Source organism: Mycoplasma sp. CB776, assembly GCF_054343395.1.
The window spans coordinates 1-15,593 of record NZ_JBTGVD010000005.1 but is presented as its reverse complement, the minus strand read 5'-3'; the positions used below and the strand labels follow the sequence as shown (position 1 = coordinate 15,593).

Sequence of the window (15,593 nt, the reverse complement as noted above, 5' to 3'; positions counted from 1 at the left end):
ACTAACAAAACAAGTCTTTTTTACCAAAAGATTTGTTTTTTTTTTTTTTGTAAAATTGAATTATGCAGAAGAAAGAAAAATTAGAAGATTTATCAATTTTTTCTAATTTAATGGGTAAATTAAAAGAAAAATACAGAAATTTAATTAGTAAACTAATAGATAAATTTTGTATCTATTTATTAACATTGCCAAAAGCAAAATTTTTACAAAATATTTCAATATACAAAAATACAATACTTGCTATATCAGTTTTTAATAAAAAAATCTTAATAAAAAATTTTAAGGTAGATTTTGTCTTCTAAAAAAATAATAAATGTTCTTGAAACATTTGCAGGTATTGGTGCACAACATAAAGCTATAACAAAAATAAACAAAGAAAAAAAGATTTTTGAGATTGTTTCAACAGTGGAGTGAGATGCAAGAGCAAATATTGCTTATGGTTTAATTCATAATTCTTTAGATAAAAAATTAAAAAAAATTTTGAAAAACAATAATTTAACTTCAGAAGAAGAAATAAACAAATTTTTATTAAATTTTACAATTTCTTTAGATTCTAAAAAACCAGCAAAGATAATTTCTAAAGACTATGAATTTAAGCAACTGTTAGCTGCTTCGATTATTTTATCAAACAATAATGTTGATATAACTAAATTAGATCCAAAAATTATTCAAGAAAAAGATATAGAACTTATAACTTATTCTTTCCCTTGTCAAGGTTTATCAATAGCAAATATGGGAAGATCAAAAGGAATTAATGATGATAAATCAACTTCTAGTTTAATTTGAGAAATATACAGAATTTTAAAAGGAGCAAGTAAAAAACCAAAATACTTATTAATGGAAAATGTAACAAATCTATTAAGTAAAAAATTCAAACCTGAATATGAAAAATGGCTTTCTGTTTTAGAAGATTTTGGTTATAAAACTTTTACAACCACTATTAACAGCATAAATGCTGGTTCTATTCAAAAAAGAGAAAGAGTTTTTGCTTTAAGTGTTAAAAAAGAAATAAAAACACCATTTAATGATGATAAAAGTTTTAAAGAATTTGTAGATAATATTGCATTTAAAAATAAATTAAGCCTAAATCAAAGAAAAAAAGTTTTTGAAAAAATCTTTAATTTTGACTTAAATTACAGCGAAAACCTAGATGTTTTAATGAATAATACAAAATCTAGAATAAAAATGGTCAAAACACAAAAGATTATTAATAAAAGTGAAAATTATATTATTAATACCTTGACAACCGTTCAAGACAGAATACCTTGTGTTGGAATTATTGAACATAAAAACAATTTAGAGCATAAATTAGATTATCGTTATATAACACCAAGAGAAGCTTATAAATTAATGGGTTTTAGTGATCAAGATTTTAATAAATTAAAACCATACTATGAAAAAAATATTCTCACAAAAGAAAGTCTTTATAGGCAAGCAGGAAATTCTATTGTAGTAGAAGCAATAGAGAATTTATTTAAGGTAATAAAAATCATTGAAAAAGGACAAGATAATGAATAAAAACATAAAATGATGAAAAGACAGAATGAAAGAAAATAATTTTATTACTTGAACAATTGGAACTAATATTTATTCTTATTTAAGTTTCACAGTACTTCAGTGACTTAATGAAGTTGATGAAAATGAAGAAATCATTTTAACAATTGATAAAAAAGAAGTTTTAGCTGAATTTAAAAATAACACACAATTCCCCTTTTATAAAGACAAAAAGTCTAAATCAGACTCTACAATTAGACAAATTTTAGATGTTTTATCTTCTCTTGGGATTATAGAACCGATAGGAGATAATTACAAAATTAATAAAGAATTAATAGATGTAAGAAAGACTGAATCAAACAATTTCTATGCTCTTAAAAAATTTGTAAAATCTAATTTTGCTAATTATATAAAAAAATTTGTTATAGATAAATTAAGAGACATTAAGGAAGAAAAGGAAATTTCGAATTCTTCTATTGAAACAAAATTTTGATGAAATGTTTTAGTAGTTTCAGATGAAACATTATTTAACGATAGACTTAAAGGCATATTTAACACTTTAGTAAAAGTTGGTAATGAAAAACGATTTTATGAAGACTTTGTATTAGAATTTTTATATAAAGAAATCGATAATGATGATATGGAAAAAATAATTTCTGACATAAAAAACATAACGGGGATAGAAGATTATTTATCTATTTTATATGAAGTTATAGATAATTATGAAAAAAATATTGTAAGATATGAAGACAACTCTTTAGATGAAGCAATTAAAAAAATTTCTAATTATTCAACCAAAAGTGAATTTGAAGTCATTAAAACAAGTGTTAAAGATATTTTTACTTCGCAAGAATTAAAATATATTTTACCTTTATATCAAAGAACTTATTCTTGAGATTCTAATATTATAATTGGACTTTTTGAATCTATTTATAATGATTTTATTAATACTAAGCAAAGAAAAAATGATTTCAGTTTTCTAAATAATATAATTATTGTTCAAAATGCAACAACAAACTCTATTGTAGATGGTCAACAAAGAATGGTGTCTTTAATAATAATTATTATTTTATTATATAAATTTTCTAAAAATAAATTTTTTGAAAATGCTCAAGAAAAATTAATACACTTAATTCCTAAAATAAAAGAAATGATTACTGAGTTTGCAAAAGATGATAGTAATTATTTAAGTCTGCAAAATATTTTTAATTCTATAAAAAAAGATGCTCAATTACAAAAGGATAGATTTTCCGAAAACTCTTTTGAAATAATAAACCTTATTGTTAAGAAATTTGATAAAAAAGACGAGGATTTTCTTTTAGATTTCATTGATTATATTTTAAATAAAACATTCTTAATTACTACATATATAAAAGTTATGGATGATGATTTTGTAACTAAAATTTTTCAAAATTTAAATCAATATAGCAAAAAATTAGGAGTGCTTGATTTACTAAGAAATAAAGTTTTTGATATATATCGTGATGAAAAAGAGAATAAGATAAAATTATATAATTTAACTGTTAATATTTATTTTAGACGAAAACAGAAAAACGTTTGAAATGAAGATCTCAAAAAAATTTCAAATTTTTTAGATGCAGTTTTTATAAAATATAGATTATTTGAAGAATTGGAAAGAACAAACAAAAAATTTTATGACGAAATAGCAAATTGTTATAATAAATTTGAAAATTTATTTGAATATTATAATAGTAATTTTGAATTTGAAGATAAATTGGAATTACTATGAAAAGATATAATTGAATTTGAATATTGTTCTACTGGACATTTTAATAAATTCTCTACTTTATTAAGTGATAGTGAAATTAAAGAAAATAATAAATATTTAAATAATTTTAATGCCATTTTAACAGAGTATGAGCAAAAAATTTATGACTACAAACAAGTTAATTTTCAAATTAATAATATTTCTAATTCTGGTTCTAAAACTATTTTTACTCAATTAATTTGATCATTAGCATATAACTTGCAATTATTTGAAAATGAAGAAAATACAGAAAAAATGGTTATTTTTAGTAAATATTTAGCTGAAATAGAAAAATTTTCAGCTTTATGAGAAATAAGATTTGCTGGACAATCGCTTTCTAGTTCCATAAAATTAATTTGTAAAAATGATTTATTAAATTCAGATTTTAATTTAATAAATGAATCAAAACTTTATGAACTTTTAGAAAGAATAATAGTTGATTTAACAAAATTATCACTTGTTGAAAAAATCAATGAATTATGAAAATATTTATATGAAAAACAAAATAGTAAAAGCGATAACAAACTATACAAAAACATTATTGCAAAAGTTATTTACAGCTTACAAAATTCAAAAACTCCAAAGAGTTTTACAGGTTTTAAATCACAAGAAGAAAAATATCAAAGTATCGATTTTATTCCTTATACATATGAACATAATTTTCCACAAAAATTAGATCAAAGTACATTGAAAAACTTACTTGAATTAGGAATAAACAGAGAACAAATAGAGAGAATAACTAATTTAATTGGTAATGGGTTTTTATTGTTAGGAAAAGATAACTCTAAATTTAGTAATAAAACAACGAAAAACTATAAAGAAAGCAACATTGAAAACAAAACTATTGAAGGTTTTCAAAATACAGATTTTTATCTACTTGATTTTGAACAAATGAAAACATCAAATTCTATAAAATGAACTAATAATAAAATTCAAATTTCAAAATTAGATAATTTAGACATTGATAAAATTTCAAGTAAAGATGAATTTTTAGAATTATTAAATCAAAGAGAAAAAAGAACAAAAGAAATCATTAAAGCTTACATTTCTATATTGTTTTATGAATAGAAATAGCGAATATTTGATTTAATCCTTTTAATATTTAATAAATACTAATAAAGTAACAAAAAAATATTAACTAAAAAACAAAAAAATTTTTGTAACAGTTGCTTTTAATAGAGAAATTCATAAATTCTTCTTAATTAAAAATAGTTTTTTAAACTTTTTAATAGTTTTATAATATAAATTGTTTATAATTTATAATAAATTAAAAGAAAAGGAGAAATATGAAAATAGCATTAACAGTAATTTTAGTAATAATTTCATTAGTTATAATGATAGTTTCTCTTTTAATGTCTCCTAACTCTAATGGTTTTTCAGGAGCACTTGTTGGTTCTTCAGATTTAGATTTATTTAAAGTTTCAAAAGAAAGAGGACTTAAAAAAGTACTAAAATGAACAATGTTTTCAATGGGTTTTGTTTTACTTTTAGTTTCTTTAGTCATTAGGTTGTTTTAAAAATGAAAACATTTAATTTAAAAGCAATACAATCATTAGTAACAAATAAATCTTTAACTTTTTTAGAATTAGTAAAAAAAATGCAAATAGATAGAAAATTAAATAAGGAATTTTCTATTTTTTTAAATAAATCAGTGCAAAATAATCATTTGTTTTGTAAGGATCAAAAATACTCTTATAAACATGAATTTAAAAAAATTGTAGGAGAATTTTCTTTAAATTCAAAAGGTTTTGGCTTTATAAAAGTTTCAGAAACCGAAGATTTCTTTGTTCCAAAAGTTTATACTTGCAACTCTTTGGACAAGGATTTGGTTGAAGCAACATGTTTTGAAGAAAAAGATGGGGAAATATGATGTGCAATTAACAAAGTGGTTGAAAGATCAAAAAGTTTTCACTATGGTTACATTAAAAAAAATGGTTCCTTTTTTGATTTTATTTCTTTAGATCCACGTTTAAAAGCAAGATTTAGATGAAAAAATAAATACGCTTTTAGTGAAAATGATTTAGTAAAAGTAAAAATAGTAGATATACAAGGTAATAATTTAGTTATTGACTTGATTAAAAACTATGGTGATTTAAATAAACCTTTTCAAGATATTGAGTTAAGTATAGAAAAAAGCGAAATACCACATATTTTTCCTGAAGATGTTTTATTAGCTGCTAAACTTTTACCACAAACAATTGATAATGAAGATATAAGTGACAGAATTGATTTAAGAAAAGAAATAATAGTGACAATTGATGGTGATGATACTAAAGATTTTGATGATGCTATTAGTGTAAAAAAACTTGAAAATGGAAACTATATTTTAGGAGTTCATATAGCTGATGTAAGTTATTATGTTAAAGAAAATGAAACAATAGATTTAGAAGCAAGAAAAAGAGGAACATCTATTTATTTAGCAGACAGAGTTATTCCAATGTTGCCTTTTGAACTTTCTAACGGTATTTGTTCTTTAAATCCTAATGTTGATAGATTCACTATTACAATGGAATGTGAAATTGATTCCAAAGGAAATAATGTATGAATGAAATTTTATCCATCCATAATTAACTCTTACAAAAGACTAACATACAAAGAAGTTAATGATTTTTATAATAAAAACAAAGAATTTGATAAAAACATTTCTGAGTTATTAACTAATGCTAAAAATTTAACAGAAATTATTCGAAAATATAAGGTAAAACAAGGATTTATAGATTTTGAATTCGAAGAATCAAAAGTAGTTTTAGATAAAAATGGAAAAACTGTTGATATAGTAGTTAGAGAAAGAAATGAAAGTGAAAACATGATAGAAGATTTCATGGTAAGAGCTAACGAAAATGTTGCAGAATTTATGACTAAAAAGAATTTTCCTTTTATTTATAGAATCCATCCAGCACCAGATGTTGAAAAAATAAATGCTTTTAACCATGTTTTAAAACTATTAAATATAAATGTAACTATTCCTTTAACAGAAGAACCGAAGGAATTTGCCAAAGCAATGGAAAAAATTAAAAAAATTAATTTTGATAACTTTATAAAAATTAATTTATTAAGAACTATGCAAAAAGCAATTTATTCAGAAAAAAATGTTGGTCATTTCGGACTTGCTTCAGAATATTATACACACTTCACAAGTCCTATTCGTAGATACCCAGATTTGATAGTTCATAGATTACTTAGAGAACTAGTATTTTTAAAAAATACAGAAAAAATCGAAGCATACAAAAATGAATTACAAGAAATTTCTTTAAAAAATTCTTTAAGTGAACAAAGCGCTATTTCTTTAGAAAGAGAAGTTCTTGGAATAAAAATGGCAGAATTTTATGAAGACAAAATCAATAATAAAGAATTTAAAGCACAAATAGTTTCAGTTAAAAAATTTGGTTTTTTTGTTGAATTAGAAACTGGAGCAAGTGCATTAGTTCACGTTTCCGCTTTACCTGGGGAAGGATTTGAAGTTGATGAAAATGAGTTATTTTTATCTAATCAAAAAATAACATATAAAGTTGGTGATTTTGTAAATATAAAAATAGAATCTGTTTCTAAATTTGAAGGAAAAATAAACGCAATTTTAGCATAGTTTTATACTATGCTTTTATTTTGAAATTTTTGTAAAAAATCCTTTTATACCTATAAATCCTTTATAAAAGTATTTTTTTTAAAAAAAATATAACAGAGATTTAAAAAAATGTAAAATTTATGTTATGAAAAGTAAGGAATTTTGAAAAGTTTTTTTATTTATTATTAAATGTACTTTTATTGGTTTTGGTGGCGGAAATGCACTAATGCCAATAATAAAAAAATATGCAGTTGATCAATATGGATGAATAACTGAAAAAGAATTTAATGATGGAATTGTTGCTGTTAATTTAATTCCTGGGCCAGCGGTTATAGAAATGTTATCTTATATTTCCATAGTAAAACTAGGTAAAATAAAAGGAATGATAGTTACACTTTTAGCAATAATGCCACACGTTATTATGGCAATGCTTCTTTATTTTTTAACAACATTTTTACCTAATAAATATTTATATGTAATTAATGCAGCAGTTATTCCTGTATTAATTGGAACAATAATAGCATTTGCTTATAGATATTTAAAAACAAGTTTTAAAACATTAAGCTTACCAATTTGAATTCCACTTTTTATACTAACATTATCATTTTGTTTGTTTGCTCCAAGTCCTTTTAATATACCAGCAATTCCTTTAGTATTAGTTATTTTTATAGTATTTATAGTTGAATTTATTAGAGTTAAAAAGGGGAAAAAATAATGATTTTAGCTATTTTAGCTTGTTTTTTAGGAGTACTAATAATAGGTTTAATTGTTTTTGGTGGTGGTCAAGTTTTCATACCTATTTTTGAAAATTTTTGAAATTTTTTATCAAATACATTCAATCTAGAAATTACAAAAGATCAAATTGATACAGTTATAACCATTTCTAATTCTACTCCCGGTGTAGTTTCTACCAAATTTGCAGCATTTACTGGTATTTTAGTTTCAAACGGACAATGATGAGGATGAATAATAAGTTTTTTTACATATTTAATTTTTTGTCTTCCTTCTATATTTTTAATGATTTTATCTGTAAAATTAATAAAAAATACAGAAAAAAATAAATATTTATCTAAAGTTATAAAATATTTAAATCCAGTTTTAGCAGGAATTTTATTTGCTCTTGCTATTCAATTATTTATAAGCATTACATTTCCAAATATTTATTTTAATGATACTAATTTAAGATATTTTGGTGTAAAATCAACAGAAAAAAGTTCGTTTTTTAGTGGATGAAGGTTTATAGCATTAATAATTTATTCTATATTTTTTATAATTATTTCTATAGTGTGAAATATAAAGAAAAAACCCGTATTTTTATTAATTTTAATTTCTATAATAACTGCATTTATTGTTTTTGAACCTTGATTGTAAAGGAGAAAAGTGTTAACAAAAGTAAAAAAAGTTACAACTAAACCTGGAGTTTATTTGTGAAAAAATGAAAAAAATGAAATCATATATATAGGTAAAGCTAAGAATTTGAGAAACAGAATGATGCAATACTTTAAAGGTAGCATCAATTCTCGTTATACTTATAAAATGGTAGAAGAAATCAGGGATTTTGAAATCATTGAAACTAATAGCGAAAAAGATTCTTTAATTTTAGAAACCAGATTAATTAATGAAAAAAAACCAAAATATAATATTCTTTTAAAAAATAATAAAAAATATCCTTATTTAGTAGTTAAAAAAGATAAAAAAATCTCTATTTTAAGAGAAAATAACTTTAAAGAAGGAAAGAATTTATATCACTTTGGACCACTTCCACCTAGTTACGGTTTTAGAGAAATTCAAAATCTAATTGAAAAAATGTTTTTATATAAAGATGGACTTAAAATAAAAGAAGATCAATGAAATGAAGAATCTCTAAACTCTACTTTTTTTCAAATAAAAAAGTTATTATCAAACAAAATGTCCTTTTTTATAAAGGAATTAAAAGAGAAATATGAAATTTATAAGTTTGATGATGTAAAGTTAGAATTAGCTTTAGAAATTAAAAAATTTATAGATAAATTAGAGAAAAATCTTAATGAGAAACAGACTATAGAATTAAATATCGAATACGATGTTGATATTTTTGATATTCAAGAAACTGAAAAATTCTTTTTTACTACAATTTTTATTTATCGTGCAGGATCTTTGTTAAGCATTATAGATGATAAATTTGACAAAAATACAGATAAAAACCTTTTTATAGCAAATTTTATTAATGAGTATTATAAAGAAAATATAATTCCTAAAAAAATAGTTTTAGGTGCTAATTTTTCAAATATAGATTTTAATTTAATTAATTTGGATAAAAAAATCCAAATAGCAAAAAAAGGACAATTTAAATTAGCTTGTGAAAATGCAGAATCTCACAATAAAAATAGAATATCTAAAATCGATGAAATTAAAAATCAAAATCAAGATTTTATTATTTTAGAATTAAAAGAGAAATTACAATTACAAAAATTAGAAAATTTTATTATTATTGATAATTCTTTTGAATTAGATAAAGTTCCAGTCACTTCTATTCTTTATTATAATAAGACTGAAAACATTGAAGATCTAAACTTTTTCTATGTTCATAAAAATAGTAAATCAAACTCTGATGTCGATTTTATGAAACAAGGTTTTCAAAAATATTTAGAAAAATTTTCTCATTTAGAACTAGATTTAATTTTAGTTGATGGTTTCCAAAATCAAATTTCAGCAATAGATAAAATTCTATTTAAAAACTCTTTATCTATACAAGTTTTTGGTCTTAAAAAAGATGAACATCATAGAACAAAATACTTAGTAGATTATAAAGATAATCAAATAAATGTAAGTGAATACTTATTTCTTTTTCTTTCTAAAATACAGGAAAAAGTAGACAAAACTGCAAAAAATTACAGAAACGCAATAAAGTTAAAAAAATTCAATTAAAGCTATTTATAGATAAAAATGTATAAGATTTTTATACATTTTCTTTATTTTTTTAATTTTATTTTTTTCTTATGGTATTATTTTTGCAACTCAAGGAGGTAATATGAAAAAGAAAACAAAAATCATATTAGGAGCTTCTACAGGGTTGACATTATCTGTAGCAGTTATAACAATCCCGAGCGTTTTATATGTTCAACAAAACTTAAATAAATCTGATAATAGTAATAACTCACAAAAAACTAAGATTACTAATAATGATCAAAAAGATTTATTAAAAGACAATATTAATTATTTAGCTATTGGAGATTCCATTAGTGCCGGTTTCAATAGTGAATACGGTTTTGAAATTGCAGGAGATTTAAAAAATAATCAAATTGAAGGATTAAGTTTTCCTGCTTTTTTAGCAAATTATATAAACAAATTAAAACCAAATGCAATACACCAGTTTAATAACTATGCTTTATCAGGTACAAGAATAGTAGATTGATTATATTTACTAGATGCACCTAATGCAAACTATAATCTTAAAGCAGAAAAAGGTTATTTTCAATTTCTTTTATCTTGAGATGATGACTCTCTAAATCCATTTAGACATAGAATAAAAGAGGCTTTTGGTGATTTTCAAAAAGAAAATTTAGAAAATTTAAAAAATAAAATAAAGGAATCTAATCTTATAACAATAAGTTTAGGGGCTAATGATTTATTTGGTTCTTTAAATTTTAATAACTTAGAAAAGTTATTTAATAAAGAAACTCAAAAAGAAGCAATTTTTAATTTAAAACAAGATTTAGAAAGAATTTCTAAAGAAAATTATGTAAATTTAAATAAATTAGTCTCTAAAATAAAGGAAATAAACAGTAAAACAGAAATTGTACTTGTTGGTTATCCAATGCCTTTATTGAGACTATTAAATATAATTGATCATTTTTTTAGTTCAATAGCACAGGAAAAAGTTAATTTAAGTAACCAAATTTTAGATTCCATTAATGCAGTCTCTAAAAAAGTAGCAATTGAAACTAAAATTAATTATATTGAAACTTTTGATGAAGATGATTGAAAATCTAATAATGATAAATGAGCAAAATCTATTTTTGATATTCATCCAACAGAATTAGGATATAAAAAAATGGCTCAAGATATTATTTTAAAATTATCTCTAAATGACATAGATAAAAACTATAGTTTAGTTAAGAATTGAGATGAAAACTATATAGATAAAGATAAAAATGCTTTTCATAAAATTTTTGATTTTTCAAAAAATAACGAAGAGATAGTTAAAATAATTTCAAATTCCAAACTATTTAATGATGAGATTTTAGAAAAATCAAATTATCAAACAGAATTAAATAAAGAAAAAAGCAAACTCTTTTCAATGAAAAGAATAGTCTTAAATTGAATTAATGCAAATCACCATTTAACTAATCAAATAATAAATTCGTTTATTTCTAAAATAAAGGAAAAATACGGAATAAATGATGAAATTGTAGAACTTTTTAATGAAAAAACAGAAGAAAATAAAACATTTATATTTAAATTAATGGAAGAGTTTTTAAGAACCGATTTTATAGATGTTGTAATTTTAAAACTACAAAAATATTTTGATGAAAATGATTTAGATTTAAATGGCATAGAAGGTACACAAATAATAACTTCTAAATTGTTATTAGAAGAATTAAAAACAATATTTAAAGATCAAAAATTTATTTTAAGAATTTTAAAACAATTTTTAAAATCTGATTTTGCTATAAAAAATAAGAATAAATTAACTGCATTAACTAATTTTGCAACAACCTTTATTTTAGAAAATCTGGACAAGTTAAACTTAGTAAATTTAAAAGAAAATAAAGCAACAATTTTAACTTTAACAAAGGAAAAATCCTTTATTAAAGTAATTTCAGATATATTAAATGATTTTATTATAAATGAAAATCATTATGATTCAATTAATGATTTTAATTCTTTATTTGTAGTTTATTTAGAAAACCATAAAGAAGAATTCAAAACCAATTTAATAAATTTTATTAAATCCTTAAAAAACAATGAAACCATTTTAAATGTTATATCTAATACTATAGAACAAAAACTAAATTTAGAAAATCCTCAAGAAAACAAGGAAAATATTTTACCTTTTATAACTGATTTAATAGGTTCTGTCGATAAAATTGATTTAGTTTTACAAAATATTGATAAATTAATAGATTCTTTTGTTAAAGGAGAGTTGAGTTTTAATAACTTTTCTTTTGAAAAAGTAATTAGTATTTTGGATTTCAATTCACTAACTGGTGATTTAACTAAATTAGCAGATTTTTTTAAATTAATAGAAACTGGCGATATTTCAATAGAAAATTTTGTTAACTTTTTCAATGTAATAATAGAAAATTCTCCATTTAGCAACACCGAAAACTTAACAAAAGAAAAGAATCTATTCTTTTATTATTTAAATAATATAAATAATGATCCTGACACAAAAAAAAGAACAAGTTTAAGTATAAGTGATATTACTAAATTAAGCGGTGATTCTTTTGTTTCAAAAATTACTTTAATTTCAACAAAAGCATTTGAAAAATATAAAGAGTTTAAAAAGACTCATCCAAATGTTAATGAATTGGACAATCCATATAGAAAATTTCTATATAGATTTTCAGGATTAATTTTATGATATGCATATGAAACTTATGCAAGAGAAAGTTCTTTTCACTATATTATTTACTATTCTTCTTCACCATTCAATATAGAAAAAAGTATATATAATTCCTTAGCAGGAAAGTCAAAAGAGCAACAGACATTAATAACTTCAATATTTGGAAATAGATATTCATCATTTTTTGGTGATTCAGCCAAATCAATTCATAACAACGATTTAATGAAAATGATTTATTATAATACTGAAGCTAACAAGCACAATATTAAATGAAGAGAAAATCTATTTAAATTTATTAAACAAGGAAAACCAGATTTAAACAAATAGTTTGCTTATACAAGTAAAAAAAATAAAAAAATTATTGACTATTTTTAAAATTGTGGTAATATATATACAAGCGACCATAGCAAAGGGGATCACCTGATACCATTCCGAACTCAGTAGTTAAGACCTTTTACGCCGAAGATACCAGAGATGGGAAAATAGGGAGTTGCTGCTTTTTTTTTGCTTTTTTATAGATATAAAGGAGGTTTTATGTCATTTACTCATGAAATAAAAATGGAATTAATTGAAAACAAGATGAAAGAAAAGCAATTTAAAAGCTTCTTAAAAGGTTTAATCTTTACAAATTGTCAATTTAATAATAATGATTTAGAAGTTGTTATAAAAATTAATAGAGCAGATATTTCTATGAAAATAAAGGAAAAATTAGATAAATTTAAGATTAAATTTTATCGTTCAATTAAAAATAAAAACTGAATAATCATTTTAAAAAAAGATATTGATTTAGAATTAGTTATTAATGAACCAGCTTTCTTTTTTGCAGGAGCATTTTTAGGTGGTGGTACTATTTCAGGCATAGATTCTACTTCTTATCATCTTGAAATAAGTTATTTTGAAGAGAAAATAGGTAATTTAATGATTGAAAAATTAAATAACTATGAATTTAATTTTATTTCTAAAAAAAGAAAAAATAAATTTTTTATTTATGAAAAGAAAGTAAATAATATTTTGGACTTTTTAAGTGCAATTAGAGCAAACACTAGTTTTTTAAAATTTTTCAATTTGAAAAATGAAAGAGATATTGAAAATAACGCAAATAGACTTGCTAATTTAGACTTTCATAATCAACAAAGACTTGTAAATGCTTCTCAAAGAGATATAAAAAATTATTTATTTTTAAAAGAAAATAATTTGGTAGATCAACTCACTGATGATCAAGTGATTTTTTTTGAAATAAGAGTAAAATTCCCGTATTTACATTTAAATGAAATAGTGGAAATTTTAAAAGAAGAGCATAATATAATAAAAACTAAAGGTGGCTTAAATCATTGATCGATAAAATTAGCTCAAATCGTGTCTAAATATAAAGCAAAATAATATTTTTATAAAAAAGTCAAAAATAATATATAATAAATTTGTTATATAAACTTAGGAAGGGTATGAAAATGAGCAAATCAAGTTCAATTATTATGTTCTGAAATAACTCAATTGAAATTTATGCAATTGCTTTTTTTCATACCTTTTTTAAGTAAGAGAATAAAATTATTTTAAAAATAATGAATAAAACAAACTCTTACTTTTAAAAAAGTAGGAGTTTTTCTCTTTTATATAATAAAAAATAATAAGGAGATTTTATGCAAGAAAAATCAGTAAGAAAAATTGGCTTATTTGTTTCATTGATGTTGCTTATTGGTTCTGTTGTGGGAATAGGAATATTCTTCAAAAACGCATCAGTAGCTAAAGCAACCGGAAATAATGGATTAGCTTGATTATTGAGTTGAATTATTGGTGGAGTTATTTCACTTGGTGCAGCTCTTAGTTTTTCTGAAATAGGAAGTTTCAGAAAAACTAAATTAACAGGTTTATCTAGTTGAGCTTATAAAATTTATGGTGTAAAAGCAGGGTATGGAGTATCATTTTTATATTCACTTTTTTATTATGGGTTATTAACTAGTGTTTTAGGTATTTTTGGATCAGAAATATTTTTCTTTTTCTTATCAGGAATAACAAGTTTGGAGTTTGGTAAAATTCCATTTTGAGTAATTGTTGTAGTAGGTTTATTATTCTCTGTTCTATTTTTAGCTTTAAATCATTTATCTATTAGAACAAGCGGAATAATACAAACAGTAGTAACATTTACAAAATTTATTCCTTTAATAGTTGCTGTTGTTGTGGGAATTGCGTTTTTTGACACTCATAATTCAGAAGGTGGAGTAAATGCGTTTTTAGATTTTGAAGGGAAAGCACCTTTTGGATTAAAAGGAATGATTGTCGCAATTCCTGCAGTTCTCTTTTCTTATGATGCTTTTTTAGTTGCCGGTTCTGTAAGAAACAAAATGAAAAATGCATCTAAAAATTTACCTTTTGTAATTTTATTTGGAATGACTCTTATAGTTATTTTATATACTTTAATTGCTGTGTCATCCATTTTACATAATAGCGGTATTGTTTGAACAGTTTTAGCAGATACATTACCAAAAACTGTATCTAAATATATTATTCCATCTGTAGTGTTCTTTATTTTAATATCAACTTTTGGAGTAATAAACGGAATAACATTAGCATTTATTAGTGAAACATATAGTGCAATTGACTTAAATTTATTTTTTGGTTCATATGCACTAAAAAGAAAAATAGGTGCTAAAAAAACAGAATTAATATACAATGCAATCATTTTAACTTTTTGAGCTATCTTGATTTTAGTACCTTCAGTGGTTTTAAAAATGGATAGTTGAATAGATGGAGCAACAAATTATCCTACAGTTTTCTTTTTTGGTATATATGGATTTGTAATTGGTTCATATTTAATAAAAAGAAATAAAATTACAGAAACTAAGAAATTAAATAGTTATTTATTTTATACATTTTCTGTAATTTCTGTTGTAGGTATTGCTTTTGTAGAAGTAGTTTATTTATATACAATTTTTTCAGATTTATTTAACCCTGATTTTAAATCTTCATGAGGTTTATTTAGAGACAATGGAAATTTAATATATAAATGAGTTCCTGTTTTAGTTTATTTCTTATTTTTAGGATTCTGTATTGGTTCTTTATATTTAAATATTTTCTTAGAGAAAAAAGTTTTCAAAAGAAATATTTTAGAAGAAATGAAGTTAAAATTACAAGAATATGAAGCAGAAAATTAATCGGTTACAAACCGATTTTTGCTTAATTGTAAGATCAAGTGCACCACTTTAAAGTAAAATTTAAAGTATGGG

11 protein-coding genes and 1 rRNA gene are annotated in these 15,593 nt (G+C 22.4%); all 12 read left to right on the top strand.

The genetic code is table 4. The annotated features are described in order from the left end of the window. Positions 1-62: 62 nt before the first annotated feature. The 12 genes from ACXX86_RS00980 to ACXX86_RS00925 all read left to right on the top strand — a co-directional run bounded on the left by ACXX86_RS00980 (position 63) and on the right by ACXX86_RS00925 (position 15,521). The gene (locus ACXX86_RS00980; protein ID WP_436358678.1) at positions 63-302 is read left to right on the top strand and encodes a hypothetical protein; all 240 of its coding nucleotides are present in this window, start codon (positions 63-65) and stop codon (positions 300-302) included. Next, positions 292-1,518, top strand: coding sequence for a DNA (cytosine-5-)-methyltransferase (gene dcm / locus ACXX86_RS00975; protein ID WP_436358677.1), 1,227 nt, complete (start codon positions 292-294; stop codon positions 1,516-1,518). Before ACXX86_RS00980 ends, dcm begins: the two co-directional genes overlap by 11 nt. Further along, a complete protein-coding gene (locus tag ACXX86_RS00970) occupies positions 1,511-4,330 on the top strand; it encodes a DUF262 domain-containing protein (RefSeq protein ID WP_458560960.1) in 2,820 nt (939 codons plus the stop codon). The genes dcm and ACXX86_RS00970 overlap by 8 nt, the downstream gene beginning before the upstream one ends. A gap of 218 nt (positions 4,331-4,548) precedes the next feature. Beyond that, positions 4,549-4,779 (top strand): preprotein translocase subunit SecG, encoded by a 231-nt coding sequence (secG, locus tag ACXX86_RS00965; RefSeq protein WP_436358675.1) that lies wholly within the window; start codon positions 4,549-4,551, stop codon positions 4,777-4,779. Between the two features lie 2 nt (positions 4,780-4,781). Next, entirely contained in the window at positions 4,782-6,845 is a 2,064-nt protein-coding gene (gene rnr, locus ACXX86_RS00960) for a ribonuclease R (RefSeq protein ID WP_458560959.1), read from the top strand. A 124-nt stretch (positions 6,846-6,969) separates the two neighbouring features. After that, positions 6,970-7,539, top strand: coding sequence for a chromate transporter (locus ACXX86_RS00955; RefSeq protein ID WP_436358673.1), 570 nt, complete (start codon positions 6,970-6,972; stop codon positions 7,537-7,539). Beyond that, a complete protein-coding gene (locus ACXX86_RS00950) occupies positions 7,539-8,195 on the top strand; it encodes a chromate transporter (RefSeq protein ID WP_436358672.1) in 657 nt (218 codons plus the stop codon). Before ACXX86_RS00955 ends, ACXX86_RS00950 begins: the two co-directional genes overlap by 1 nt. 9 nt (positions 8,196-8,204) lie before the next feature. Beyond that, positions 8,205-9,731 carry a GIY-YIG nuclease family protein gene (locus ACXX86_RS00945; protein ID WP_458559391.1) on the top strand — a complete coding sequence of 509 codons (1,527 nt, stop codon included), beginning with the start codon at positions 8,205-8,207 and terminating at the stop codon, positions 9,729-9,731. Between the two features lie 103 nt (positions 9,732-9,834). After that, complete coding sequence (locus ACXX86_RS00940; protein ID WP_458560958.1) at positions 9,835-12,699, top strand: SGNH/GDSL hydrolase family protein; 2,865 nt, start codon at positions 9,835-9,837, stop codon at positions 12,697-12,699. A gap of 66 nt (positions 12,700-12,765) precedes the next feature. Next, positions 12,766-12,871 (top strand): 5S ribosomal RNA (rrf, locus tag ACXX86_RS00935). Positions 12,872-12,906: 35 nt separating this feature from the next. After that, the gene (gene whiA / locus ACXX86_RS00930) at positions 12,907-13,752 is read left to right on the top strand and encodes a DNA-binding protein WhiA (RefSeq protein WP_458559390.1); all 846 of its coding nucleotides are present in this window, start codon (positions 12,907-12,909) and stop codon (positions 13,750-13,752) included. A gap of 257 nt (positions 13,753-14,009) precedes the next feature. Continuing rightward, positions 14,010-15,521 carry an APC family permease gene (locus ACXX86_RS00925; RefSeq protein WP_458560386.1) on the top strand — a complete coding sequence of 504 codons (1,512 nt, stop codon included), beginning with the start codon at positions 14,010-14,012 and terminating at the stop codon, positions 15,519-15,521. Positions 15,522-15,593 lie beyond the last annotated feature (72 nt).